Here is a 25,051-nt window from a genome sequence, read left to right on the forward strand (position 1 = left end):
TCGGATACTTCGGGCGCCCCCGGCACGCGCCCGCCGTCATGTGTCTCCGCCGGGCCGGCCGGCGCGGCCGCCGCCGGGACGTCACTCGTCCCGGCGGCCGCCTGCGCCGTCTCGGCTGGGCGGTTGTCCCGCTCACCCATCGGATCTCCTCGCGCTCCGGCTCGTCGCCAGTGGCGTGCTCATCGAGGTCAGAGCTCCTCCGCCACTGACAGCAGGTGCTTGACGCCGGCCACCCGGTCGGTGAGGTGCAGGCGCACCGCCGGACGACCCCGCGAGGCCAGCGCCCCGAGGTCGCCCAGGGCCTGGGCGAGCTGGAGCCGGCCCAGGGTGTACGGCTTGCCCGGCACCTCGACGTCCTCGGTGACCGCGCCGGTGATCTGCAGGAAAACGCCCGCCTCCGGACCGCCCTTGTGGAACTGGCCGGTCGAGTGGAGGAAGCGCGGCCCCCAGCCGAACGTGACCGCGTGGTCCGTCCGGTAGTCGAGCAGCGCCCGCAGCGTGGCCGGATCGGCCGCCGCCCACGCCTCGGTCAGCTCCTCGAACGAGGCGTCGCCGACCCGGGCCGCGTCGAACGCCGCCTCCCGGTCCAGGTACGCCATGATCGCGAGGTAGCCGCGCTCCGGGATCGCCCGCAGCAGCCACGTCAGCACGTCCGCCAGGTTCTTGGGGTCGCCGGGCACGTCGCCGTAGACCTCGACCGGGCCGTCGGTGAGGAGCGGCGTGCCGGTCGGCAGCGGCCCGTCGCCCGCCTCGCTCAGGATGCGGGTGGTGTTCTCCTTGGACTCGGCGACGTTCGGCTGGTTGAACGGGTCGATCCCGAGCAGCCGGCCGGCGATCGCCGTGGCGTACTCCCAGACGAGGAACTGCGCGCCCAGCGGGCCGTCCACCGAGGTGCCGCCGTCCTGGCCGATGTTCACCAGGAACTGGTCCTCGGCCTCGGCCGCCTCGGCGCCGACGACGGGCAGGATGCCCTTGCCCGACTTGCCGGTCGACTCCGCGATGAGCTGCTCGATCCAGTCGGGGAGCCCGTTGATGTCGGTCATGCTGTCGCGCAGCACCATCTTGTCGCGCCCCGCGAGCGCCTCGGCGCCGAGCAGCACGCCCAGGTCGAGGCCGGGGTTGCCGTCGTCGCGGGACAGCAGCGGCGCGACCTCCCCCGCGTCGTCGAGCAGCCGCGCGACGTCGGCGCCGGCGAGCGCGCTCGGCACCAGCCCGAACGCGCTGAGGGCGCTGTAGCGGCCCCCGACGTTCGGGTCGGCCAGCACGATCTGGTAGCCCGCCTCGATGGCCGTCTGCTCCAGCGGAGAGCCGGGGTCGGTCACCACGACGATGCGGTCGGCCGGGTCGATCCCGGCGTCGCGGAACGCCTTCTCGTAGATCCGCCGGTGGCTGTCGGTCTCGATGGTGCCGCCGCTCTTGCTGGCGACGACCAGCAGCGTGCGCTCCAGGCGGTCCGCCAGCGCCCGCCGGACCTGTCCGGGGTCGGTGGTGTCGAGCACGGTCAGCGGCACGTCCTCGGTGGCGCAGATCACCTCCGGGGCCAGCGACGAGCCGCCCATCCCGGCCAGTACGACGTGGTCGAGGCCCTCCGCGCGCGCCTTCTCGACGAGCTTGGTGATCTCGGGCAGCAGCTCCCTGCTGGTGAGGGGGAGCTTCAGCCAGCCGAGGCGGACGGCCGCCTCGGCCCTGGCCTCGGCTCCCCACAGGCCGGGGTCGCCGGCGGCCAGCGCCGCCGGCACCCCCTCCGCCACCAGCTTCTCCCGGAGGGCGCGGACGCTCTCCGGCTCCTGGCCGAGGGTTACCTCGATGGTCATCTCAGGCCTTCCCGAGCTCGGCGGTCACGGTCTCCAGGAGCTCCTTCCAGGAGACCTCGAACTTGTCCACGCCCTCGTTCTCCAGCACCCGGACGACGTCGTCGTAGTCGATCCCGGCCTCCTTGAGCGCGGCCATGGTGTTCCACGCCTGCTCGTAGAAGGGGCGGATCGTGTCGCCCGAGATCTTCCCGTGGTCGGCGACCGCGTCGAGCGTCTTCTCCGGCATCGTGTTGACCGTGCCCGCCGTGACGAGCTGGTCCACGTACAGCGTGTCCGGGTAGTCGGGGTTCTTCACGCCGGTCGAGGCCCACAGCGGGCGCTGCGGCCGGGCGCCCGCCGCGCGCAGCGCCTGCCAGCGCGGGCTCGCCATGACCTCCTCGAACGCGGCGAACGCGAGCCGGGCGTTGGCCACGGCGGCCTTGCCCTTCAGCGCGGCCGCCTCGGGCGTGCCGACCCGGTCGAGGCGGGCGTCGATCTCGGTGTCCACCCGGCTGACGAAGAACGAGGCGACCGACTCGACGGTGGAGAGGTTGACGCCGTTCGCCTGGGCCTTCTCCAGGCCCTCCAGCCATGCGTCCATCACGGCGCGGTAGCGCTCGAGGGAGAAGATCAGCGTGACGTTGACGCTGATGCCCTCCGCGATGCACTGCGTGATCGCGGGCAGGCCCTCGACGGTCGCCGGGATCTTGATGAACAGGTTGGGCCGGTCGACCAGCCACCACAGCGCGCGGGCCTCGGCGATCGTCTTCTCCGTGTCCCGGGCCAGGCGCGGGTCGACCTCGATGGAGACCCGGCCGTCCACGCCGTTCGTCGCGTTGAAGACGGGGCGCAGCACGTCGGCGGCCCAGCGGATGTCGAAGGTGGTGATCGACCGGACCGCCTCGTCGACCGAGACGCCCCGCACCCGCAGGTCGTGGAGCTGCGCGTCGTACGCGTCGCCCTTGCTCAGGGCCGCCGCGAAGATCGTGGGGTTGGACGTGACGCCCACGACCTGCTTGTCCCGGATCAGGGCGGCAAGATTGCCGGTGCGCAGGCGATCACGGCTGATGTCGTCCAGCCAGATCGACACGCCGGCCCCGGTGAGGCGCTTCAGGTTCTCGCTCATGATCTCCTCAGTTTCCGGTCGTCTCGCCCTTGTCGGCCCCCGTCTTGGCGAGGCTCGCCTTGGCGGCGGCCACCACGCGGTCGGCGGTCAGGCCGAACTGCTCGAAGATGGTCCTGTACGGCGCGGAGGCGCCGAAGTGCTCAAGGCTCAGCACTGCCCCTTCATCACCGACGAACTCGTGCCAGCCGAGGGAGATTCCCGCTTCGACGGCGACCCGGGCGCGGACCGCCGGGGGCAGCACCGACTGCTGGTACGCGGCGTCCTGGGCGCGGAACCATTCGACGCACGGCATCGACACGACCCGGGTCGGGACGCCCTGCTCCTCGAGGATCTTGCGGGCGCCGACGGCCAGCTCGACCTCGCTGCCCGTGGCGATGATCACGACGGCGGGCTGGCCGGTGGAGGCGTCCTGCAGGACGTAGCCGCCGCGCGCGACCCGGTCCGGGTCGCCGGTGCCCTCGTAGACCGGCAGGTTCTGCCGGGTCAGCGCGAGCGCCGCCGGGCGGTCGGTGTGCTCCAGGATCGTCTTCCAGGCCGCGGCCGTCTCGTTGGCGTCGGCCGGGCGCACCACGTCGAGGCCCGGGATCGCGCGCAGCGACCACAGGTGCTCGATCGGCTGGTGGGTCGGGCCGTCCTCGCCGAGGCCGATCGAGTCGTGCGTCCACACGTAGGTCACCGGCAGCTTCATCAGCGCGGCGAGCCGCACCGCCGGACGCATGTAGTCGCTGAAGACGAGGAAGGTGCCGCCGTACGGGCGGGTGCCGTTGTGCAGGGCGATGCCGTTGAGGATGGCGCCCATGCCGTGCTCGCGGATGCCGAAGTGCAGCGTGCGGCCGTACCGGTTGCCCGGGAACTCACGGGTCTGGTACTCGTCCGGGATGAAGGACGGCTCGCCCTTCATCGTGGTGTTGTTGGACTCGGCGAGGTCGGCGGAGCCGCCCCACAGCTCGGGCAGCACCGGCGCGAGGGCGCTCAGCACCTCGCCGGACGCCTTCCGGGTGGCGATCGAGGAGCCGACCTCGAACGAGGGCAGCGCCTTGTACCAGCCGTTCGGCAGGCGCCGGGCCGAGATCCGGTCGAACAGCTCGGCGCGCTCGGGGTTGGCCACCCGCCAGCTCTGGTAGCCCTTCTCCCACTCGGCACGCAGCTCGCGGCCGCGCTTGACGACCTCCCTGGAGTGGTCGAGGACGTCCGCCGGGACCTGGAAGGTCTGCTCGGGGTCGAGGCCGAGCACCCGCTTGGTGGCGGCGACCTCCGCGTCACCCAGCGCAGCGCCGTGGATCTTGCCGGTGTTCTGCTTGTTCGGCGAGGGCCAGCCGATGATGGTGCGGAGCTTGATGAACGTCGGCCGCTCGGTCTCCGCGCGGGCCGCCTCAAGCGCGTCGTACAGCGCCTGGACGTCCTCCTTGTACTCCCCGGTCGCGGTCCAGTCGACCTCGAGGACCTGCCAGCCGTACGCCTCGTAGCGCTTGGTGATGTCCTCCGACAGGGCGATCTGGGTGTCGTCCTCGATCGAGATGTGGTTGGAGTCGAAGACGACCGCGAGGTTGCCCAGCTTCTGGTGGCCGGCGAGGGCGCTGACCTCGTGGCTGATGCCCTCCTCGATGTCGCCCTCCGAGGCGAAGCACCAGATCATGTGGTCGAACGGCGACGTCCCCTGAGCCGCCTCCGGGTCGAACAGGCCGCGCTCGCGGCGGGCCGCCATGGCCATGCCGACCGCGTTGCCGATGCCCTGGCCGAGCGGGCCGGTGGTGGTCTCGACACCGACGGTGTGGCCGTACTCCGGGTGGCCGGGGGTGAGGCTGCCCCACTGCCGCAGCGCCTTGAGGTCCTCCAGGCGCAGGCCGTAGCCGGACAGGTAGAGCTGGATGTAAAGGGTCAGGCTGCTGTGACCGCAGGAAAGGACGAACCGGTCGCGGCCCACCCACTTGGCGTCGGACGGGTCGTGCCGCAGGACTCGCTGGAAAAGGAGATAGGCCGCGGGAGCCAGGCTCATCGCAGTTCCGGGGTGACCCGAGCCCGCCTTCTCGACCGCGTCCATGGCGAGTGCTCGCACCACGTCCACCGCACGCCGGTCGAGGTCGGTCCACTCAAGGCTTGCGCTGCTCAACTGCTGATTCCCCTCTAGGTTCATTGCCCAGGTTTTGGCATTTCCCGCCCACACGGGACCCTAACGGGTCGGCGCTCCTACCGCTCGGTAGACCGCCGCCCTACCGGTCGCCCGGCGCGGGGAGCGCGGTGTACCGGCGGGGTCGCGAAGGCGTCCCTTCCGGCCCCAGTTCAGGGACCACCGGTTCTCCCGACTACAGTGAGTCCTCAAGTGCCTGGCTGCTGCCTGGAGATCCGCTCAATTCAGAGGTTACGCGTTGACCCCGCACACGCTGGAAGCGCCTTGACGGTGCTGACGAAGATGGAATCGGTGCCCCCGCTCGGAACGGCGGTGGCGACCGCGCCGCGCTCCTTGGGCGCGCTTGTTCGGGCGTACGTCGCGCTCACCAAGCCGCGGATCATCGAGCTGCTGCTGATCACAACCCTCCCCGTCATGTTCCTCGCCGCGCGCGGCCTGCCTCCGTTGTGGACCGCCATCGCGACGATGGTCTTCGGCACGCTGTCCGCGGGCAGCGCCAACGTGCTGAACTGCTACATCGACCGGGACATCGACAAGACGATGCGGCGCACCCGCCGCCGTCCCCTGGCCAAGTCGGAGGTCTCCCCGACGGGCGCGCTGGTCTTCGGCGTGATCCTCGGCGTCATCTCCACCGTCGGCCTCGGCCTGGCCGTGAACTGGCTCGCCGCCGCGCTGTCGCTGGGCGCGATCCTGTTCTACGTCCTCGTCTACTCGCTGGTGCTCAAGCGCCGCACCGTCCAGAACATCGTCTGGGGCGGCATCGCGGGCTGCATGCCCGTGCTGATCGGCTGGGCGGGCATCACCGGCAGCCTCTCCTGGGCCCCCGTCGTGCTGTTCGGCGTGGTGTTCTTCTGGACGCCGCCGCACACGTGGACGCTGGCCATGCGCTACCGCGAGGACTACGCCTCGGTGGACGTGCCGATGCTGCCGGTCGTCGCGACCGAGCGCCGCGTGGTGCGCGAGGTGATCGCCTACACCTGGGCGACCGTCCTGTGCTCGCTGCTGTTGTGGCCGGTGGCCGGGACCTCGTTGCTGTACCCGGCCGTCGCCGCCGTCCTCGGCGCCGCCTGCCTGTGGGAGGTCTACCGCCTGCTCGGCCGGCTCAACGCGGGCAAGACCGGCGTGGACCTGCGCCCGATGCGCTTCTTCCACTGGTCGAACATCTACCTCGCCCTGCTGTTCCTCACCGTCGCGGTCGACTCGCTCCTGGTCTGACCGGGAGCGGGGGCCCGCGCCCCGCTCAGGCGTAGAACGCGTGGACGTTGTCACGCGGAGCCGTTCGATGCTCGCCCGCCGGACCACGCGCGAAGGCGCGCAGCAGGTTCGTCGTCGTCCTGGTCACGAACTTGCGGGTCCGCGCGTCCATCCCGTGCAACTGCGGCCCTTTCGGGTAGCCCGCCCGGAGCGCCTCCACCCACCGCATCGTGCCCGTCGCGAAGACCCCGGCGCCGCTCGGCGTCGTGTAGTACGCCGAGTCGGCGAAGCTGGGCCGGTTCCCGCACATGAGGGGCGAGTGGGCGATGATCTCGATCGGCCGGGGCGTCGGCACGCTCGGCGTCACCCGGTCGTACTCCACGCCGACCAGGTGCGGGAACGCGTCGCCGCGCCGTACCCCGGTCCCCTCGAACAGCCAGTGGTGCGGCGCCGTCACGACATAGGGGGCGTCGGCGGGGAACCCGTCGTAGTAGACCCCCGTGAGCGACGACTCCGGGTCCGGCGCGGGCGACGACCGGAAGTCCGCGGTCACCTCGGCGGGTCGCCGGCCGTACATGGGGTCGCGGGCGTACTGGTCCTTGTAGCAGACGACCAGGCGGCCCCCGTTCTCGATCCGGATGCGGCGGTAGCAGGTGTTGGCCCCAAGGAACGCGATGTTGGACCCGGCGTCCCTGGCCCGGGTGACCTGCCTGCGGCTCTGCGGCGTCCAGTACTCGTCGTGGCCGAGGAAGACGACGGCCGCCGCGCCCTTCATCACCTCGGGCGTCAGATCCAGGCCCGTCGTGTACGCCAGCGGGATGCCGAGGCGTTCGGCGAGGACGACCAGCCCCCGCTCGTAGACGAGGAACTTCTCCGCGCCGTTCTTGTCGTAGGGGCGGTCGAAGCTGACCGCGAGTGAGCGGGCGCCGTAGCTGCCGTCCTTGCCGTAGTAGAGGCTGTAACCGCCCCACTGGTTGTACGCCTGCCAGGTGGCCGCCGCGTGCACCAGCAGCGTCCGCCCGGTGGCGTCCGGGGAGCGCACGATGAGCGGCACGTACCGCTGATGCCCGTTCGCGGAGTCCAGCCGCAGCAGGTAGGCGCCCTCCGGCCAGCCGGCCGTCGGCACCGTGAGGGAGCGCCGCCAGTTCGCGTGCACCGTGCGGGTCGCGCCGTCGAGGTCGCCGCGCCCCTGCCTGCGGCCGGGCAGCCACTCCGACCGCCACACCCGGCGCGCCTCGGCCCCGCCGTACCAGCCCATGCGGTACGCGGTGACCCGGTAGCGGTCGGCGGTGGTCGAGACGCGCATCTCTACCGGGTGGCCGGGAAGCACGCTCACCTGGTCGCAGTACCCCTCGATGGCCTCGGCGGGGCCGTACGAGCGGGCCCGCCAGGAGGGGTCGCCGGGCCGGAGCCGTTCGTAGCGGGTCGGCGGCGTGGTCGCCGCCGGGTCGGGGGAGGGGCTCTGGGACGGCAGCAGGAGCGGCCCGGACGCCGGCGTTCCGGCCGCGCCCGCCCGCGTCGCCCCCTCCCCGGTGACGGCCCCGCAGGCCGTGGCCCCCGCGGTGGCGGCGGCCACCACACCGAGGAAGGTCCTGCGGCTCAGCCTGCCGCCGTCGTTCTCGCCCATCCGCTCCGCCCCCTGTGACGAACGGCACACACGAAGATCACTTCCACAGCACGTTACCCGCGGGCGGGAAAGGCTCGGTCGAGCATACGGTCAGGCGGGAGTCCGCATTGAGGAAAGCCGAAGAACATCCGCGGCCGCGTGATCTTCGGGGGCGGGGCGGACAGCGGGTCCCCTGTCGGTTACATTCGCGGAGTGGCGAGCCTGGATCCCCGTACCGTGCTGAGGGAGCGTCCGTCGGTCGGCCTGATCATCGGTCTGGTCCTGGCAGGCGTCTGCGCCCTCGTGACACTGTCGTTCGACGTCTTCGACGGCGACCCCGTCCAGTTCTTCATCGCCCTCGTGCTCGCGGTCGCCCCCGTCCCGCTGCTGCTCGCCGGGGTGCTGGCCCTCGACCGCATGGAACCCGAGCCGCGCGCCAACCTCGCCTTCGCGTTCGCCTGGGGCGCGGGGGTGGCCGTGCTCTTCGCCGGCCTGCTCAACTCGCTCAACCTGATCTACATCGAGCACCAGATCGGCAACACCGTCGACGCCCGCAACCTCGTCGCGACGTTCGGCGCCCCGCTGGTCGAGGAGACCATGAAGGGCCTGGTGCTGGTCGGGCTGCTCCGGTTCCGCCGCCAGGAGCTCGACGGCCCGACCGACGGCATCATCTACGCCAGCATGGTCGGCCTGGGGTTCGCCATGTCGGAGAACGTCAGCTACTACCTGGCCGCGCTGTCCGAACACGGCCCGGAGGGGCTCGCCGCGACGGTCGTGCTCAGGGGCGTGCTCTCGCCGTTCGCGCACCCGCTGTTCACCTCCCTGATCGGCATCTCCGTGGCGTACGCGGCCCAGCGGCGTGGCGCGACCGGGGTGGTGCTGGCGGGCTGGGTCGGCGCGATGGTGCTGCACGGCCTGTGGAACGGCCTCGCCTCGTTCGGCGGCTTCCCCGGGCTCGCGGTCGCGTACCTGGTGCTGATGGTCCTGCTGTTCGTCGAGCTGGCCGTGATCTTCCGCGACCGCAAGCGGATCGTCGGGCTGATCCACCACTACCTGCCGCCGTACGAGCGCAACGGGCTGATCAACGAGGCGGACATCTTCATGCTGTCGTCGCTCAAGGGCCGGCGGCAGGCGCGCCAGTGGGCCAAGGCCCACGGGGGCAAGGCGGGGGTGCGGGCGATGAGCGACTACCAGCTCGCCGCCACCGAGCTGGGGCTGCTGCACGAGCGGGCGTCCCGCGGCGGGATCGACGAGAAGTCCTTCCTGGAGCGGCAGCGCGCGCTCGCCGGCCTCATGGCGCACGCGCGCATGTCGTTCCCGCTGCCCGAGCGGCACCGGCACGCGGCCGCCCAGGGGATGCCGCCGCCGGGATACGCCCCCGGGGCCCCGCCACCGGGGTACGGCCCGTCCCCCGGGGCTCCTCCGCCGGGACACGGGCCGGGCGCCCCTCCGGGGCAGGGTCCGGGGACACCGCCCGGGACACCGCCGCAGGGTCAGTCGCCGCAGAGTCACCCCTCGCCCCCCGAGCATCCCCCTCCGCCGCTTCCGGGGCCTCCCCACTGGACCCCGCCCTCCGGGGCGTAGCACGCGAAATCCCCAAAAGGTTCTCTTTTGCCGTAGGCATCCCCGTGCTTGAATCGGGGTGCGCGATGGCCCTGATGGGTGGGCTCAGCAGGGCGTGCGGCCCGCCGTACGCCGCTCTTTCACCGGCAACGCCGTTCCGGCGTGCCCGGCGCGCCTCCCTGCGGGGCGGGGCGCGCGTCGCGGTGCGCCCACCCATCGAGGAGAACCCCTGTGAGATCCAGGCGCGAACTCGCCGTCCTCGCCACGCTCACCGTCGCGGTCGCCGCGATCGTCGTCGCCCTGTTCCAGGCCGCCGCCGACGCGCACGGCGCGCTCCAGGCGCCCGCCAGCCGGACCTACGCCTGCTATGTCGACGGCCTGACCGGCGGCGAGATCAAGCCCGTCAACCCCGCCTGCAAACAGGCCGTCGCCGAGGGCGGCACCCAGCCGCTCTACGACTGGTACGGCGTGCTCCGCTCCGACGGCGCCGGCCGTACCCGGGGCTTCATCCCGGACGGTCAGCTGTGCAGCGGTGGCTTCGCCAAGTACGCCGCCTATGACGCGCCGCGGGCGGACTGGCCGATCACGACCATCAGGGCCGGTTCGGTCTACGACTTCGTCTACGGCGCCTGGGTGCCCCACCCCGGCGGCTTCAAGCTGTACGTGACGAAGGACGGCTACAACCCCACCAAGCCGCTCACCTGGGCGGACATGGAGGAGGAGCCGTTCCTGACCGTCGATCCCGAGCCCGCGGTGAGCGACGGCGCCTACCGCTTCTCGGGACGGCTCCCGGACAAGAGCGGGAGGCACCTCATCTACGCGGTGTGGTACCGGTCGGACAGCCAGGAGACCTTCTACGGCTGCTCGGACGTCATGTTCATCCGGGACTCCGCGTCGCCTTCGCCGAGTCCTTCGCCCAGTCCCTCGCCGAGCCCGTCGCCCTCGGCTTCGCCCAGTCCCTCGCCGAGCGCCTCGCCCGGCGGGCCCGCAGGAGCCTCCTGCACGGCCTCGGTGACGTTGACGAACTCCTGGCCGGGCGGCTTCCAGGGGGAGGTCACCATCAAGAACACCGGATCGAGCGTGCTCAACGGCTGGTACGTCCAGTGGACGCTCCCGACCGGGGCCAAGCTCACGCAGGCGTGGAACGGCACCTCCATGCAGAGTGGGCCGATCGCCATGATCCACGCGGAGACCTGGAACTCGGCGCTGGCGCCGGGGGCGAGCGCCACCGCGGGCTTCCTCGGCACATCCGCGACGACGCCGTCGTTCACCGACGTGAGCTGCGGCTGACGGACGCTACGCCGTTGTCCCGCCGGGGACGGACGCCGTGACGGCGGGAGCGTCGCGAACAGAGCCGGGGAGAGCGCCCGAGTGCGCTCTCCCCGGCTCTGCGATGGGTGGGGCGAAGCGGGATCCGCCCTCATTCACGCGACGCGACGGCCTCGCTCGTACGGCCTCACCTCCCGGGGGTCCTGGGCCCGGTCACGGGACGCCCGGACCTTACGCCGCTGCCGGGAGCGAGGGCCAGGAAAGCCGTCGTGCCGGCCGGAAGAACCGCAGATCGGGGTGGTCGCCGGGATGAAAGTTTCGCCCCGGCGACGCCGCGCGGCCGGGTGGACGAGGCCGGGTCAGGAGGGGAGGGGTGTGCGGCCCGTACGAGGTCGAGGCGGGGTGTACCGGGTCAGGAGGCGAGGGCGCGGTCGAGGGTGACCTCGCGCGGGCCGAGAAGGGGGTCCGCGTGGAGGATCCGCGCCTCCAAGAGCGCCTTCGCGGAGGCGAAGAACTCGCGGGTGGCGTACATGTAGGTGTCCAGCGGCCAGTCCACGGAGGAGTCGTCGCCGACGCCGAAGGTGTCGAGCCCCGCCGTACGGCACAGCGCGACGGCGCGCGGCAGGTGGAAGTCCTGCGTCACCACGACCGCCCGCGACGCCCCGAAGATCTTCCGGGCGCGCACGCAGGAGGCCCAGGTGTCGAACCCGGCGTAGTCGAGGACGACCTTCTCCGCCGGGACGCCGTGGGAGGTGAGGTAGTCGCGCATCGCCGTCGGCTCGTCGTAGCCGACCCGGCTGTTGTCGCCCGACACCAGCAGCGCGCGGACCTTGCCCGCGCGGTAGAGCCGGACGCCGATGTCGAGGCGGGTGCGCAGCATCGGCGTGGGGGTGGCGTGCGCGGTGAGCCCGGCGCCGAGTACGAGGGCGACCGGCATCGCGGGCACCGAGGAGAGCCAGGCGTCCGACCGGTCCGCCGTGACGCGGTGCTCGGAGCTGTCCAGCCACGCCCAGGTCATCGGGGTGATGGCCAGGACGCTCAGCGCGACCAGGGCCTGGAAGCCGCGTCGCAGGCCGGTGCGCGACCAGGTCCAGGGGAGCAGCCGGCTCGGGAGGACGCTCATGGAGCACCAAGTCTAGTGCGGTGATCCGAGAAGAATCCGATGATCGGCGAGGATCCTTGGCGCACCGGCCGGGTCAGGCCCGGCCGGCCGCCTCGGCGTCGTGGACGATGAGCGCGATCTGGACCCGGTTGTTCAGCCCCAGCTTCGTGAGGATCCGCGACACGTGGGCCTTGACGGTGGGCACGCTCATGTAGAGCTCGGCCCCGATCTCCGCGTTGGACTTGCCCTCGCCGAGCGCGACGGCGACCTCCCGCTCGCGCACGCTGAGCTTGTCCAACTGCGCGCGGGCCCGGTCCCGGCGGCCTCCCGCGCCGCCGTCGGAGACGTGCGAGATGAGCTGGCGGGTGACCGCGGGCGACAGGATGGGCTCGCCCACGGCGACCCTGCGTACGGCGGACACCAGGTCGGCCGGGTGGATGTCCTTGAGCAGGAATCCGGCCGCGCCCGCCCGCAGCGCCCGCAGTACCTGCGCGTCGGCGTGGAAGGTGGTCAGCACCACCACCTCGGGCGGGTTGGCCGTCGCGCGCAGCGCCTCGGTGGCGGTCAGCCCGTCCACCCGGGACATCCGGATGTCCATCAGCACCACGTCCGGCCGGTGCTCGGCGACCATGAGCGGCACCTGGTCGCCGTCGGACGCCTCGCCGGCGATCTCGATGTCGCCCGCGCCCGCCAGGATCATCGACAGCCCGGCGCGCACGAGCGCGTCGTCGTCCACGATGAGCACCTTGATGCGACGGTCCATGCCCTCCCTTTCTCGATTCACGACCACGGCAGCCAGGCGCGGAGCACGAAGGCGCCCTCGTCCGACAGGTGGTGGTCCAGCCGTCCGCCGGCCAGCTTGGCACGTTCGGCGAGGCCGATGAGCCCGGTGCCGGCGCCCGGGATCTCGGAGACGGCCTGCCGCCGGTGCGCCGCCGCCGGCACCGGGTTGGCGACCTCGACCGTCAGCCCCTCGCCGGGCGCGCCCGCCACCCGTACGGTCACCGGGGTGCCGGGGGCGTGCTTGCGGGCGTTGGTCAGCGCCTCCTGGACGATGCGGTACGCGTTGCGGCCCAGCGCCTCGGGCGGCGTGGGAGCGGACGGCGCGGGCTCGACGAGGTCGAGCGTGACGTCCATCCCGGCCTGCCGCGACTCCTCCACCAGCGCGGGCAGGTCGGCCAGCGTCGGCTGCGGGCGCTCCGGCCGCGCGTCCTCCGGTGCCTGCCGCAGGACGCCGATCACCTCGCGCAGGTCCTGCAGCGCCTGGTGGGCACTGGTCCTGATGGCGCTCGCCGCCCGTTGGATCTGCTCGGGCGGGGCGCCGGGACCGTACTCCAGGGCTCCGGCGTGCAGGCTGAGGATCGAGATGCGGTGGGCGAGCACGTCGTGCATCTCGCGGGCGATCCGTTCCCGCTCCAACTGCCTGGCCTCCTCGGCGGCGGCGGACGCCCGGGCCCGCAAGGAGATGACGAGCTGCCGCCGGGCCCGCACGACGATGCCCCACGCGAAGATCATCATGATGACCGTCGCCAGCAGCAGGAACGAGCCCCACACGCCGAACTCGGGGTCCGGCCAAACGTGGACGTAGGGGATCGCCGTCAGGAGGAAGAAGGCGAGGACCGGTCCGGCGATCTTGAAGGGGCGGTGCACGGCCACGGTGAACAGGGCGACCACGCCGGCGCCGCCGAGCAGCGTGAACACCGAGCCGAGCAGCGACGTCACCAGGGCCAGGGTGACCGGCCATCGGCGGCGCAGCCACAGGGCCGCGCAGGCCAGCGCGCCGAGCACCTGCTCGGTGACGACGTACGCCCGCGGCTTGCCGGCGATGTCCGGCGCCGCGGCGAGTGCCAGCCCGCAGGCGGACAGGAACAGCGCCGTGTCCACGATCCAGTCGCGCGTGGAGCGCCGCGCGGGCCGCTCGCCCTCGCCCTCGCCGAGGAGGACCGAGGGCAGCAGCCACCGGTACTCCATCCGCGACGTCATGTTCACCGAGGTTACGGCGTGATCGCGGGTTCGCGACACCGACCAAAGTAGCCGGTCTCGGCTACTTCGGGCAGAAGCGGCCGCCCGCGCCGCTCCCCGAGGCTTGCGCCATGAAGACGTTGCTGGAAATCGCGGGCTGGGTGGCGCTGGTGCAGGGGGTGGGCGGCGCCGCCAACACCCTGTTCGGCTGGTGGCGGTGGGCGCACGACCTGCTGATCGTCCACCGGCTCGACGCGCTGGCGGGATACGAGGTGTTCGCCTCGATCGCGCTGGCGGTGCTCGGCATCGCCCTGCTCGGGACGGCCGGCACCCTCAAGAAGGACCGGGCCTCGTGACGCCCTCCCTCCGCCTGCGCCCGCCGCGCCACCGGGCCGATCCGCGCGCGGTGGCGTGGTGGACGGTCCAGGCGCTGCTGGCCGCCGTCCCGGTGGCGGCCGCCGCGATCGCGGCGTACTGGCTGTTCACCGAGCGGCCCGCATGGCTGGGCGCGCTTCTGATCGTGTTCGTCCTGCTCTGTGCGGCTTCCGTGGTGGTGGTGCCCCGGGTGTACTACCGGACCGAACGGTGGGAGGTCACCGAGGACGCGGTCTACACCCGCACCGGCCTGCTGACCCGGACCTGGCGGATCGCGCCGATGTCGCGCGTCCAGACCGTGGACACCGTACGCGGGCCGGTGCAGCGCCTCTTCGGCCTCTCGGACGTGACGGTGACGACGGCCTCGGCCGCCGGGCCGCTCAAGATCGAGGGGCTCGACGAGGATCTCGCCGCCGAGCTGGCCGAACGCCTGACCGCGATCACACAGAACACCCCCGGAGACGCGACATGATGCCCGATGTCGAGGAGACCGCCACCGGGGAGGAGAGCGGCTGGCGGGCGCCGCACCCGCGCGTGGTGGTCGCCGCCGCCGTCTTCTCCCTCGCCGTCGCGGTCCCCGCCGCGATCGCCCTCGCGCGGTTCCTGGCCGGCAGGGGCGCCGCCCCGGACGTGATCGTCGCCGTCGCGGTGGCCGCGGCTCTCCTCGTCGTCGGCGCGGCCACGGTCTACGAGACCGCCCGTAGGCGCACCACCCGGTACCGCCTGACCGACCGGCGCCTGGAACTGCACAGCGGCATCTGGACCAAGGAGTACCGCGCCGTCCCGCGCGAGCGCGTGCGCAGCGTGGACGTCACCGCCGATCCCGTACGGCGGGCGCTCGGCCTGGCTGTGGTGAAGGTGGGCACGGGGGAGAAGCACGCCTCGGGCGGGCCGGCCGAGCTCACCCTCGACGCGCTCGCGGTCACCGAGGCGGAGGCGCTGCGCGGCGTCCTGCTGGGCGGGCGCGCGGAGCGGCCGGACGACGGGCCGCTCGCCGAGCTGCGCTGGTCGTGGATCAGGTACGCCCCGCTGACCGTGTGGACGTTTGTCGGCGGGGGACTGGCACTCGGCGGGCTGTACAAGCTGCTCGACACGCTGGGATTCGAGCCCGGGAAGTCGGAGACCGTGGCGCGGGCCTGGGAGTGGCTCACCGCCACCCCGTGGGTCACCGTGCCGCTCCTCCTGGCGGCCAACGCGCTCCTCGGGCTCGTGGGCGCGACCGCCCTGTACGCCGAGTCGTGGGGACGGTACCGCCTGGAGCGCCGGCCCGGCGTCCTGCGGCTCCGCCGCGGCCTGCTCACCACCCGCTCTCTCACGCTGGAGGAGCGGCGGCTGCGCGGGGTGGCGGTGACGGAGCCGCTGCTGCTGCGGCTCGGCGGCGGGGCCAGGGTCACGGCGGTCGCGACGGGGCTGCGGAAGGCCGAGGAGAACGAGACCGAGGAGGTCGCCGCGCTGACGCCGCCGCTGCCCGCGCGGGAGGCCCGCCGGATCGCCTCGGAGGTGCTGGGGGAGGAGCTCGACCCGGCCGGGCTGCGCGGCCATCCGCGCGCGGCCCGCGGCAGGCGGGTGCGCCGGGCGCTGGCCGGCGCGGCGGCGCTCGCGGCCGCGCTGGGCATGCTGGACGCGTGGACGGAGTGGGTGCCCGCCTGGGCCTGGGCGCTGCCGGTGCTCGCCGTACCGGCCGGGTGGGCGCTCGCGGCCGAGGGCTACCGGTCGCTGGGACACGGCCTGACCCGGCGGTATCTGGTCACCCGCTCGGGCGCGGTCCGGCGCAGGACGGTCGCCCTGGACCGCTCGGGGATCATCGGCCTGACGGTCAGCGAGTCGCTGTTCCAGCGGCGGGCCGGGCTGGTGACCGTGTCGGCCACGACCGCGGCGGGCGAGGGCCGCTACGACGTGCTCGACGTGGGGCGGGACGAGGGGCTCCGGCTGGCCCGCCACGCGGTGCCGGGCCTGCTGGAGCCGTTCGTCGAGGAGAGCGGCTGACCGCTCAGGCGGTGGCGTCGCCCGGCGTCGACGGCGCGAGGACGCGGGGATCGTCCGCGTCGCGCTCGCCCGCCGCGTCGGCGGCGTCGCCGCCGGGGAGCGGGTCGCGGGTGCGCATGAGGAAGACGACGCGCAGCGTGCCGATCCAGACCAGGGTCGAGCCGAGCACGTGCAGCAGCACGAGCAGGGCCGGGATGGCCAGGAAGTACTGCACGTAGCCGATCACGCCCTGCGCGAGCTCGATGCCGAACAGCGCGAGCGCGGCCCGGCGGACCCGGGCGGGGGAGTCGGTCAGGTGGAGCGCGAACAGCAGCGCGAAGGTGAGGCCGACGACGATCCACACGATGTCGGCGTGCAGCCGGGCCACCGTCTCGATGTCGAAGCCGAACCGCGACGCGGCGTCGTCGCCCGAGTGCGGCCCCGTCCCGGTGACGACGACGCCCGCGACGAGCAGCAGGGCGACCGCGCCGAGCAGCACGTAGCCGAGGGTGCGGATGTCGCGGTGGACGACCCGCCGCGGCGGCGCGTCGCCCTCCCCGGCCCGCGCGAACAGCGCGTACGCGGCGACGATCATGCCGATCGACAGCAGGAAGTGGACGCTCACCGTGACCGGGTTGAGCATCGTCCGGACGACCAGGCCGCCCCACAGGGCCTGGGCGAGCACGCCGACCGGCTGGAGCCAGGCGAGCCACACCAGGTCGCGGCGGCCCCTGCCCCCGGGCTCCTCGCGGACCAGCCGGACGGCGGCGAGGACGCAGGCGACGCCGACGGCGAGGACGAGGAAGGTCAGCAGCCGGTTGCCGAACTCGATCGCCATGTTGAACGCGGCGTGCGCGTCGTGCTGCGCGGGGACGAAGCTGTCCGGCGTGCATCTCGGCCAGGTCGGGCATCCGAGTCCCGACTTGGACACACGCACGCCGGCTCCGGTGACCGTGATGCCGGCGTTGACGACGATGCTCGCGAGCGCCCATCGTCGCATCGAGGCCGCCGTGGGCAGCCAGTACGACTGGTGGAAGCCGCGGATCTGGGCGGAGAGGCTGGTCACGCTCAAATGGTAGGCGGCTGTGGGGGTGGTCCCGCCTTCGCCCCATCTGGGTGGAGATCGAGGGGTATTGTCACGGGGCAATAAAATATGACACATTACATGCCACCGAGAGGGAGGTGGCGGGCGTGCCCGACGTCGTGGTGATCGGGGCGGGGATGGTGGGCGCGGCCTGCGCCTACTACGCCGCCCGCGAGGGCCTGAGCGTCACCGTGCTGGACCGGGCGTCGGTCGCCGGAGGCACCACGGGGTCGGGAGAGGGCAACGTCCTCGTCTCCGACAAGGAGCCGGGCCCCGAGCTGGACCTCGCGGTGCTGTCCTGCCGCCTCTGGGCCGAGCTGGCCGCCGAGGCCGGCGAGCCGGGCGGCTTCGAGCACGAGCCCAAGGGCGGGCTGGTGGTCGCCGAGAGCGACGAGGTGCTGCGCGCCCTCACCGAGCTGGCCGGACGGCAGGAGAAGAGCGGCGTGGCGACCCGCCCGGTGGCCGCGGACGAGCTGGCCCGCTACGAGCCGCATCTCGCCCCCGGGTTCGCGGGCGGCGTCTTCTACCCCCAGGACGCCCAGGTGCAGCCCATGCTCGCCGCGGCGCGCCTGCTGCGGCGGTGGCCGGGCGTCGCGCTCCGCACCGGGACCGAGGTCACCGGCCTGCTCATGGATCGCGGCCGGGTCACCGGTGTGCGCACCAGTGCGGGCGACATCCCGGCCGGGGCCGTGGTCAACGCCGCGGGCGTCTGGGGCGGGGAGGTCGCCGCGCTCGCGGGCGTCACGCTCCCGATCATGCCGCGCCGCGGGTTCATCCTGGTCACCGAGCCGCTGACCGCCCGGGCGGACGGGCGCCCGCTGGTCCGGCACAAGGTCTACACGGCCGCGTACGTCACGAACGTCGCCAGCGACTCCGAGGGGCTGGAGACCTCCGCCGTGGTGGAGGCGACCCAGGCCGGCACCGTGCTGATCGGGGCCAGCCGCGAGCGCGTCGGCTTCGACCGGACCGTGTCCCTGCCCGTGCTCGCGCGGCTGGCCCGGCAGGCGGTGGGCCTGTTCCCGGCGCTCGCCGATGTGCGGGCGATCCGGGCCTACTGCGGGTTCCGGCCCTACTGCCCCGACCACCTGCCGGTCATCGGGGCCGATCCGCGGGCGCCCGGGCTCTACCACGCCTGCGGCCACGAGGGCGCGGGCATCGGCCTCGCCCCGGTGACCGGCCTTCTCGTCGCGCGGCACCTCACGGGGGCGGTCCCGGAGCTCGACCTCGCTCCCTTCCGCCCCGACCGCTTCGCCGGGGCCGCGGCGTGAGCGCGTACGGCGGGCGGCGCGGCGGGCCGTGCCGGAGAACACGTGGACGAGGGAGGGCGGCATGACGGAAGCCTCGCCGTACCGGCTGGTGGGCGCGCGGCCGGAGCCGGAGTTCGAGATGCTGGTGGACGGGCGGCCGGTGCCGGTGGTGCCGGGCCAGACCGTGGGCGCGGCGCTGCACGCGGCCGGGATCCGGATCTGGCGCACGACCCGCTTCGGTGAGCGGCGGCGCGGCCTGTTCTGCGGGCTCGGCGTCTGCTTCGACTGCCTGGTCACCGTCAACGGCGAGGAGAACCTGCGGGCCTGCCTGACCGAGGCCCGCCCCGGTGACGAGGTGACCACGTCATGACCGGGCACGACGCGGCGTACGACCTGGCCGTCGTGGGAGCGGGGCCCGCGGGTCTGGCGGCGGCGGGCGTGGCGGCGCGGGCGGGCCTGCGCGTGGCGCTCCTGGACGCCGGGGCGCGGGTCGGCGGCCAGTACTTCCGCCAGCCGCCCGACGGGTTCCACGCCTCCCGGCCCGGTGCGCTCCATCACGGCTACTCCAGATTCGTACGGCTCCGCGACGGGCTCGGCGACGCCGACGTCCTGCTCGGCCACCGGGTGTGGGCGGTCGAACCGGCCGCGGGCGGCGGCTTCGCCGTCCACTGCCTGAAGGGCGGGCGGGAGCGGGCCACCACCGTCGCCGCGACGCGGCTGCTGGTCGCGACCGGCGCGCACGACCGCGTCCTGCCGTTCCCCGGCTGGGACCTGCCCGGGGTGATGACGGCGGGCGGCGCGCAGGCGCTGCTCAAGGGCAACCTCGTCGTCGCCGGACGCCGCGTCGTGGTCGCCGGGACCGGCCCGTTCCTGCTGCCCGTCGCGACCTCGCTGGCCGCGGCGGGGGCGCGCGTCGTCGGGGTCTTCGAGGCGGGCGGCCGGTTCGCGCTCGCGCCCCGGGCCCTCACCCGGCCGGGCAAGGCGGTCGAGGCCCTCGGGTACGGCGGGCGCCTGGCCCGGCACCGCGTGCCGTACAAGGGGGGCCGCGCGGTGGTGGCCGCGCACGGCGCCGGCGAGCTGACCCACGTGACGGTCGCCAGGGTGGACGCCGAGTGGCGGCCGTACCGGCGCGGTCACGAGACGGTCCGGTGCGACACCCTCGCGATCGGCTACGGCTTCACGCCCCAGCTCGACCTCGTCGCGCAGCTCGGCTGCGAGATCGGCGCGGACGCGGCGGGCGGCCCGGCGGTGCGGGTGGACCGGCACATGCGCACCAGCGTCCCCGGCGTGTACGCGGCGGGCGAGACCACCGGCGTGGGCGGCGCGGACCTGGCCGAATTGGAAGGGGCGATCGCGGGCCGGGCCGTCGTGGCCGACGCGCGCGGCGTCCCGGCGGCGGGAGACCCGGCGGCGGTCCGGGCCGAGGTGCGGAGGCGGCGGCTGGCCGCGTTCGCGGACGCGCTGCTGCGCGCCTACCCGGTGCGCGATGGCTGGACCTCCTGGCTGCGTGACGACACGCCGATCTGCCGCTGCGAGGAGGTGCCGTACCGCCGGGTCAGGGAGGCCCGCGATCTCGGCGCCGCCGACGCGCGCTCCATCAAGCTGCTGGCCCGGCCCGGGATGGGCTGGTGCCAGGGACGGATCTGCGGCGAGGCCGTGGCCCGCCTCGCCGGTGAGGATCCGGGGCCGCCCCGGCGGCCGATCGCCCAGCCCGTACGGCTCGGCGACCTCGCCGACATGGATGAGAGGACATCGGATGACGACGCGTGAGAAACCGTGGCACGGAGTCATGGTGGCCACCGCGCTGCCGCTGCGCGACGACCTGAGCGTCGACTACGACGCGTACGGCGAGCACTGCCGGTGGCTGGTGGACAACGGGTGCGACGGCGTGGTGCCCAACGGCTCACTCGGGGAGTACCAGACGCTGACCCCCGAGGAGCGGGCCAGGGTCGTGGAGACCGCGGTCGCGGCCGTGGGCGGCGACCGGGTCATGCCGGGCGTCGCCGCCTATGGGGCGCTGGAGGCGCGCCGGTGGACTGAGCAGGCCCACGAGGCGGGCTGTGCCGCGGTGATGCTGCTGCCGCCGAACGCCTACCGGGCCGACGAGCCGGCCGTGGTGGCGCACTATCGCGAGGTCGCGCGGGCCGGGCTGCCGATCGTGGGCTACAACAACCCGATCGACACCAAGGTGGACCTCACGCCCCGGCTGCTCGCCACGCTGCACGCCGAGGGGCTCGTCGTGGGCGTCAAGGAGTTCACCGGAGATGTCCGGCGGGCGTACGAGATCGCCGAGATGGCCCCCGGGCTGGACGTGCTGATCGGCTCCGACGACGTGCTGCTGGAGATGGCCCTCGCGGGAGCGGTCGGCTGGATCGCGGGCTACACCAACGCGCTGCCCGTCTCGACCGTCGCGCTCTACCGCGCGGCGATGGCCCGCGACCTGGACACCGCGCTCCCGCTCTACCGGTCCCTGCACGCGCTGCTGCGCCGGGACTCCAAGACCGAGTTCGTCCAGGCGATCAAGCTCTCCATGGACATCGCCGGTCGTCGCGGCGGCCCGTGCCGTCCGCCCCGCCAGCCGTTGACGACCGAGCAGGAGGCTGCCGTGCGCGCCGTGACCGAGAAGGCGCTCGCCGAGGGGCTCCGCTAGTGGAGCGTCGTACGGCGGGAGAGCGGGCGCGATGAGGACGAAGCGGGTCTTCCACGCGGTGGACTCCCACACCGAGGGGATGCCGACCCGGGTGATCACCGGGGGCGTCGGCGTGATCCCGGGTGCGACCATGGCCGAGCGCCGCGAGCACTTCGTGGCGCATCTCGACCACGTACGCACCCTGCTGATGTACGAGCCGCGCGGGCACTCGGCGATGAGCGGCGCGATCCTGCAGCCGCCCACCCGGGCCGACGCCGACTTCGGCGTGCTCTACATCGAGGTGTCCGGCTGCCTGCCGATGTGCGGCCACGGAACCATCGGCGTCGCCACGGTCCTCGTGGAGACGGGGATGGTCGAGGTGACCGAGCCGGTGACCGTGATCCGGCTCGACACCCCGGCCGGGCTTGTCGTCGCCGAGGTGCGGGTCGAGGACGGCGCGGCGGTGGCGGTGACCATCACCAACGTGCCGTCGTTCAGCGTCGCGCTCGACCGCGCGGTGCGGGTGCCCGGCCTCGGCGAGGTGCGCTACGACCTCGCCTACGGCGGCAACTTCTACGCCATCCTGCCCATCGAGTCGGTCGGGCTGCCGTTCGAGCGCTCGCGCAAGCAGGAGATCCTCGACGCGGGACTCGCCGTGATGGCCGCGATCAACGAGCGGGACGAGCCGGTCCATCCGGAGGATCCGGGGATCCGCGGCTGCCATCACGTCCAGTTCGTCGCGCCGGGGTCGGACGCCCGGCACTCCCGGCACGCGATGGCGATCCATCCCGGCTGGTTCGACCGCTCGCCGTGCGGCACCGGCACGAGCGCGCGGATGGCCCAGCTCCACGCCCGGAAGGAGCTGCCCCTGGACACCGACTTCGTCAACGAGTCGTTCATCGGCACCCGCTTCGTCGGCCGCCTGGTGGCCGAGACGTCCGCCGGGGGCCTGCCCGCGGTGGTCCCCACGATCACCGGCCGGGCCTGGGTGACCGGAACCGCCCAGTACTTCCTCGACCCCCGCGATCCCTTCCCCGAGGGCTTCCTGCTTTAGGTCGCGGCGCCGGCAGTATCGACCACGACATGGCCGCTTCCCCGGCGAACGCGAGGAGGTCTCAGAGGTGCCGCGCGACGCGGCACGAGCTGGATCTTCGGCTTACGCCGGGGAGCGCGTCAACTCCGATCGAGGGGGAGCGGGAGCCGGGCGCGGACCTCCCATCCTCCAGAGGACGGTCCCGCGGTGGCCGACCCCGCGAGTTCCTCGGCCCGCTCCGAGATCGAACGCAGGCCGACACCCGGACGCCAGGAAGCCGGCGGCGTGCCGTCGTCACGAACGGTGACTAAGAGGTCGCCGTCGACCGAGACAGTGATCACGCATCGCCGGGCGTCGGAGTGGCGCAGAACGTTCGTCAGCGCCTCGTTCACGATGCGGTAGGCGGCCAGCTCGACCGCGGGTGACAGCGTGGGAATCCGTACGGGCGCGTCCAGCTCCACGGCGATCCCGCGACGCGTCTCGCCGGAGAGGCCCGCCACCTTCTGGGACAGCGCGCCCACCAGCCCCAGATCGTCGAGTTCGATGGGGCGTAGCCCATAGACGACGCGGCGGACGGAGTCGAGCGCGGCGCGCAGATCGGCTCGTACCTCGCCCAGCAGGCGTTCGGCCTCACCACTGTCCGAGCCGATCAGGTTGGAGGCCGCGTCGGCGAGGAAGGTGATGCTGCTCAGCGTGGGTCCGAGACCGTCGTGAAGCTCGCGCTGCAACCGGACACGCTCCGCCGCGGCGGCTTCCACGGTCGCGGTGCGCGCCTGCTGGACCTGCTCGCTCAACCTGGTGGCGTGCAACGCGACCGCGAGCGGGGTCGCGATGAGCTCCAGTGTCCGCCGGTCGGCCTCGTGCAGGTGTGGTTCGCCGCGGCGCAGTCCTACGGCGAGGGTTCCCACCACGTCGCCGCGATAGCCGAGCGGCAACTCGACGGTCGCCGAGTCCTGTGGCGTGCCGGTCGTGGCGAGTTCGGCGCCGCCGGGCTCCCGGCGCAGGGCGACCCAGGGAAGACGCAGAGCGACGCGCGTCCGATCGAGCACACCGGCCAGGTCGTCGTCGTGGCGCAGCCCCTCGCCGACCCGCCACGCCGTCTGCGCCGGATCGGAACGGGTGCCGTAGAAGGCGCGGTCGATCAGCCGCCGCAGCAGCAGCCGCAGCGGCGTGAAGCAGATCGCCACGACAATCGCCGCGCCGATCGACACCCCGCGCTCGGCGTCTTTCGGAACGAGCAGTGAGAATCCGGCCACGAGTCCGGCGTACACCGCGATGATCATTGACAGGGTCAGGCCGTACAGCAACGCCCTGGACAGCACGAGCCGGATGTCGAACAACTCGTACCGCACGATCGCGATCCCGATCGCGATCGGGAAGAGCGCGAACGACAGCAGGAGCAGGATCGGCCCGTCACCGGTGATCCAGCGCTGCGAGTTGAGCGCGAGCGCCGCCACCAGGGCCAGGATCAGCCACAGCAGTTGCCGCCGGGTGCGTTCGTCGCCACGCCGATAGCGGAGCACGAGCGAGGCGACCACCAGAAGTTGGGCCACCGCGCCGGCGCCGCCCACCGCGGAACTGATCGACTCGGGTACGTCCAGCCCGACGGAGACGATCGACACGGTCCTCGCGGAGTCCCCGAGCACCGAGCCGTCCGAGAGCACACCGGTCACCAGTTGGTAGGCGCCGCAGACCATGACGAGCCAGGCCAACGGCAGCCAACGCCGGCTCAGCAGGCGCCCGTTGGGGAAGACCAGGAGGGCGACATTGAACAGCCAGCCGATGCCGAGCTGCCACGCCCCCGTCGACAGGGTCGACAGTGTCCGGAGGAGCGGGACCGGCCAGTCCATGCCGAGGCCGAACAGCATGGCCGTCGTCGCGGCCGCGGTCGTCAGATGTCCGATCCCGCACACCAGGAACAGAGGGCCGATCACGTTGCGCCGGCGGAACCACACGATGGGCGTGCCCGCGGCGAGAAAGCCGAGCCCGATGACGAGGTTGGTCAGGGTGTAGGAGTCGACGAAGATCCGCCATCGGGCTCCGGCGGCGGTGGCGAAGGCGACCGCCGCGATGGCGAGCGCGGACCCGGCCGCCGCGGTGGCTCCCACACGTAGCCGAGCGGGGCGAGCGGCGGCGGGCTCGCCCGCATCGGTCGCGGCGGTGCCGGAAGCGGCGGCGGCGGTGTCATCGCTCACGGCGGCCGAGCCCCGCGTCCCTGGCCATCACGATGGCCTCGGCCCGGCTGGTCACGCCCAGCTTGAGGAAGATCGCCGAGATGTGGTTGCGGACGGTTTTCTGCGCGACCCCCAGCCGATGGGCGATCGACTCGTTCGTCGCCCCTGCCGCGATCAGGTCGAGCACCTGGCGCTCGCGTGGGGACAGCTGGGGCAATGAGGGGACGTCCGGATCCACGGTGATCCGCCCGAGTACCCGCCTCGCGACGGCGCTGCTGAAGATCGCGTCTCCCGCGGCGACGGCACGGATCGCGCGCTCGATCTCGTCCTGCTCCGCCACCTTCAGCAGATATCCGTGGGCGCCGGCGCGCAGCGCCTCGGCGACGAGGGTGTCTTCCTGGAACATGGTGAGCACGAGGACAGCGGTGGCGGGGTAGTCCCGGACGATCCGGCGGGTCGCCTCCACACCGTCCATGGCCGGCATGCGCAGGTCCATGACGGCGACATCGGGCCGGTTCAGCGCGACCTCGCGCAGAGCCTCCTCACCGGTGCCCGCCTGCGCGACGACCTGGATCCCGGGGAGGGTCGCGAGCAGAGCGGCGAGTCCGCGCCGGACGACCGGATGATCATCGGCCAGGAGCACCCGGATGGGCGCGCGATCATCGGCCTGCTGGGGGGTCATGGCTCGATTATGGGCGCGGTACGGCGGCGCGGTTAGGGCCGTGGCCCTACTCCCGCCGGGAAATCTCCCGGCGAGAGCGCGCCGGGAAGGACAGTCGCCTCATGTGGCCCTGGCGCTGG

At 73.1% G+C, this 25,051-nt stretch carries 21 protein-coding genes; 11 read left to right on the plus strand and 10 right to left on the minus strand.

The window, feature by feature from the left end; translation table 11 throughout:
* Positions 1 to 188: 188 nt before the first annotated feature.
* The 3 genes from AWQ68_RS07570 to tkt are packed head-to-tail and all read right to left on the minus strand — an operon-like array spanning position 189 to position 4,960.
* Entirely contained in the window at positions 189 to 1,814 is a 1,626-nt protein-coding gene (locus tag AWQ68_RS07570; RefSeq protein ID WP_066936848.1) for a phosphoglucose isomerase-related protein, read from the minus strand.
* A gap of 1 nt (position 1,815) precedes the next feature.
* Positions 1,816 to 2,919 (minus strand): transaldolase, encoded by a 1,104-nt coding sequence (gene tal, locus AWQ68_RS07575; protein ID WP_066936851.1) that lies wholly within the window; start codon positions 2,917 to 2,919, stop codon positions 1,816 to 1,818.
* A gap of 7 nt (positions 2,920 to 2,926) precedes the next feature.
* Positions 2,927 to 4,960 carry a transketolase gene (gene tkt, locus AWQ68_RS07580; protein WP_373281510.1) on the minus strand — a complete coding sequence of 678 codons (2,034 nt, stop codon included), beginning with the start codon at positions 4,958 to 4,960 and terminating at the stop codon, positions 2,927 to 2,929.
* A 369-nt stretch (positions 4,961 to 5,329) separates the two neighbouring features.
* Between tkt and AWQ68_RS07585 the strand changes: the two genes are divergently transcribed.
* Positions 5,330 to 6,262, plus strand: a complete 933-nt coding sequence (locus AWQ68_RS07585; protein ID WP_084463795.1) for a heme o synthase — start codon at positions 5,330 to 5,332, stop codon at positions 6,260 to 6,262.
* A gap of 25 nt (positions 6,263 to 6,287) precedes the next feature.
* On the opposite strand, the gene AWQ68_RS07590 is transcribed toward AWQ68_RS07585, so the two are convergent.
* Complete coding sequence (locus AWQ68_RS07590) at positions 6,288 to 7,868, minus strand: N,N-dimethylformamidase beta subunit family domain-containing protein (RefSeq protein ID WP_218006803.1); 1,581 nt, start codon at positions 7,866 to 7,868, stop codon at positions 6,288 to 6,290.
* 192 nt (positions 7,869 to 8,060) lie between these two features.
* Here AWQ68_RS07590 and AWQ68_RS07595 point away from each other — a divergent pair, with 192 nt between their 5' ends.
* Together AWQ68_RS07595 and AWQ68_RS07600 are read left to right on the plus strand one after the other, a co-directional pair.
* Positions 8,061 to 9,431, plus strand: a complete 1,371-nt coding sequence (locus AWQ68_RS07595; RefSeq protein WP_084463752.1) for a PrsW family intramembrane metalloprotease — start codon at positions 8,061 to 8,063, stop codon at positions 9,429 to 9,431.
* 210 nt (positions 9,432 to 9,641) lie between these two features.
* Complete coding sequence (locus tag AWQ68_RS07600) at positions 9,642 to 10,700, plus strand: lytic polysaccharide monooxygenase auxiliary activity family 9 protein (protein ID WP_066936860.1); 1,059 nt, start codon at positions 9,642 to 9,644, stop codon at positions 10,698 to 10,700.
* Between the two features lie 391 nt (positions 10,701 to 11,091).
* On the opposite strand, the gene AWQ68_RS07605 is transcribed toward AWQ68_RS07600, so the two are convergent.
* The 3 genes from AWQ68_RS07605 to AWQ68_RS07615 all read right to left on the minus strand — a co-directional run bounded on the left by AWQ68_RS07605 (position 11,092) and on the right by AWQ68_RS07615 (position 13,764).
* Positions 11,092 to 11,802: a SanA/YdcF family protein gene (locus AWQ68_RS07605; protein ID WP_066936863.1), complete on the minus strand. Its 711-nt coding sequence runs from the start codon at positions 11,800 to 11,802 to the stop codon at positions 11,092 to 11,094.
* A gap of 73 nt (positions 11,803 to 11,875) precedes the next feature.
* Positions 11,876 to 12,544 (minus strand): response regulator, encoded by a 669-nt coding sequence (locus AWQ68_RS07610; protein WP_066936866.1) that lies wholly within the window; start codon positions 12,542 to 12,544, stop codon positions 11,876 to 11,878.
* 17 nt (positions 12,545 to 12,561) lie between these two features.
* Positions 12,562 to 13,764 (minus strand): sensor histidine kinase, encoded by a 1,203-nt coding sequence (locus tag AWQ68_RS07615; RefSeq protein ID WP_066936869.1) that lies wholly within the window; start codon positions 13,762 to 13,764, stop codon positions 12,562 to 12,564.
* Between the two features lie 110 nt (positions 13,765 to 13,874).
* Between AWQ68_RS07615 and AWQ68_RS07620 the strand changes: the two genes are divergently transcribed.
* The 3 genes from AWQ68_RS07620 to AWQ68_RS07630 are packed head-to-tail and all read left to right on the plus strand — an operon-like array spanning position 13,875 to position 16,104.
* Positions 13,875 to 14,099 carry a hypothetical protein gene (locus tag AWQ68_RS07620; RefSeq protein WP_066936871.1) on the plus strand — a complete coding sequence of 75 codons (225 nt, stop codon included), beginning with the start codon at positions 13,875 to 13,877 and terminating at the stop codon, positions 14,097 to 14,099.
* Positions 14,096 to 14,590, plus strand: a complete 495-nt coding sequence (locus tag AWQ68_RS07625; RefSeq protein WP_066936874.1) for a PH domain-containing protein — start codon at positions 14,096 to 14,098, stop codon at positions 14,588 to 14,590. Before AWQ68_RS07620 ends, AWQ68_RS07625 begins: the two co-directional genes overlap by 4 nt.
* Positions 14,587 to 16,104 (plus strand): PH domain-containing protein, encoded by a 1,518-nt coding sequence (locus AWQ68_RS07630; protein ID WP_084463754.1) that lies wholly within the window; start codon positions 14,587 to 14,589, stop codon positions 16,102 to 16,104. Before AWQ68_RS07625 ends, AWQ68_RS07630 begins: the two co-directional genes overlap by 4 nt.
* Positions 16,105 to 16,108: 4 nt before the next feature.
* Here the strand turns inward: AWQ68_RS07630 and AWQ68_RS07635 are convergent, their stop codons facing one another.
* The gene (locus AWQ68_RS07635; protein ID WP_245655796.1) at positions 16,109 to 17,149 is read right to left on the minus strand and encodes a COX15/CtaA family protein; all 1,041 of its coding nucleotides are present in this window, start codon (positions 17,147 to 17,149) and stop codon (positions 16,109 to 16,111) included.
* Between the two features lie 125 nt (positions 17,150 to 17,274).
* Here AWQ68_RS07635 and AWQ68_RS07640 point away from each other — a divergent pair, with 125 nt between their 5' ends.
* The 5 genes from AWQ68_RS07640 to AWQ68_RS07660 all read left to right on the plus strand — a co-directional run bounded on the left by AWQ68_RS07640 (position 17,275) and on the right by AWQ68_RS07660 (position 22,097).
* Entirely contained in the window at positions 17,275 to 18,435 is a 1,161-nt protein-coding gene (locus AWQ68_RS07640; protein WP_157545017.1) for an NAD(P)/FAD-dependent oxidoreductase, read from the plus strand.
* A gap of 61 nt (positions 18,436 to 18,496) precedes the next feature.
* Positions 18,497 to 18,784 carry a (2Fe-2S)-binding protein gene (locus AWQ68_RS07645; RefSeq protein WP_066936880.1) on the plus strand — a complete coding sequence of 96 codons (288 nt, stop codon included), beginning with the start codon at positions 18,497 to 18,499 and terminating at the stop codon, positions 18,782 to 18,784.
* Positions 18,781 to 20,184, plus strand: a complete 1,404-nt coding sequence (locus AWQ68_RS07650) for an NAD(P)/FAD-dependent oxidoreductase (RefSeq protein ID WP_066936883.1) — start codon at positions 18,781 to 18,783, stop codon at positions 20,182 to 20,184. The genes AWQ68_RS07645 and AWQ68_RS07650 overlap by 4 nt, the downstream gene beginning before the upstream one ends.
* The gene (locus tag AWQ68_RS07655; RefSeq protein ID WP_066936886.1) at positions 20,171 to 21,064 is read left to right on the plus strand and encodes a dihydrodipicolinate synthase family protein; all 894 of its coding nucleotides are present in this window, start codon (positions 20,171 to 20,173) and stop codon (positions 21,062 to 21,064) included. Before AWQ68_RS07650 ends, AWQ68_RS07655 begins: the two co-directional genes overlap by 14 nt.
* 31 nt (positions 21,065 to 21,095) lie before the next feature.
* Positions 21,096 to 22,097 carry a proline racemase family protein gene (locus tag AWQ68_RS07660; RefSeq protein WP_066936889.1) on the plus strand — a complete coding sequence of 334 codons (1,002 nt, stop codon included), beginning with the start codon at positions 21,096 to 21,098 and terminating at the stop codon, positions 22,095 to 22,097.
* Positions 22,098 to 22,216: 119 nt separating this feature from the next.
* Here AWQ68_RS07660 and AWQ68_RS07665 read toward each other — a convergent pair whose 3' ends face one another.
* Positions 22,217 to 24,271: a GAF domain-containing sensor histidine kinase gene (locus AWQ68_RS07665; protein ID WP_084463756.1), complete on the minus strand. Its 2,055-nt coding sequence runs from the start codon at positions 24,269 to 24,271 to the stop codon at positions 22,217 to 22,219.
* On the minus strand, positions 24,261 to 24,932 hold the full coding sequence (locus AWQ68_RS07670) for a response regulator transcription factor (RefSeq protein ID WP_066936892.1): 672 nt from the start codon (positions 24,930 to 24,932) through the stop codon (positions 24,261 to 24,263). The genes AWQ68_RS07665 and AWQ68_RS07670 overlap by 11 nt, the downstream gene beginning before the upstream one ends.
* Positions 24,933 to 25,051 lie beyond the last annotated feature (119 nt).

Source organism: Microtetraspora fusca (assembly GCF_001570365.1).
Lineage (GTDB): Bacteria > Actinomycetota > Actinomycetes > Streptosporangiales > Streptosporangiaceae > Microtetraspora > Microtetraspora fusca.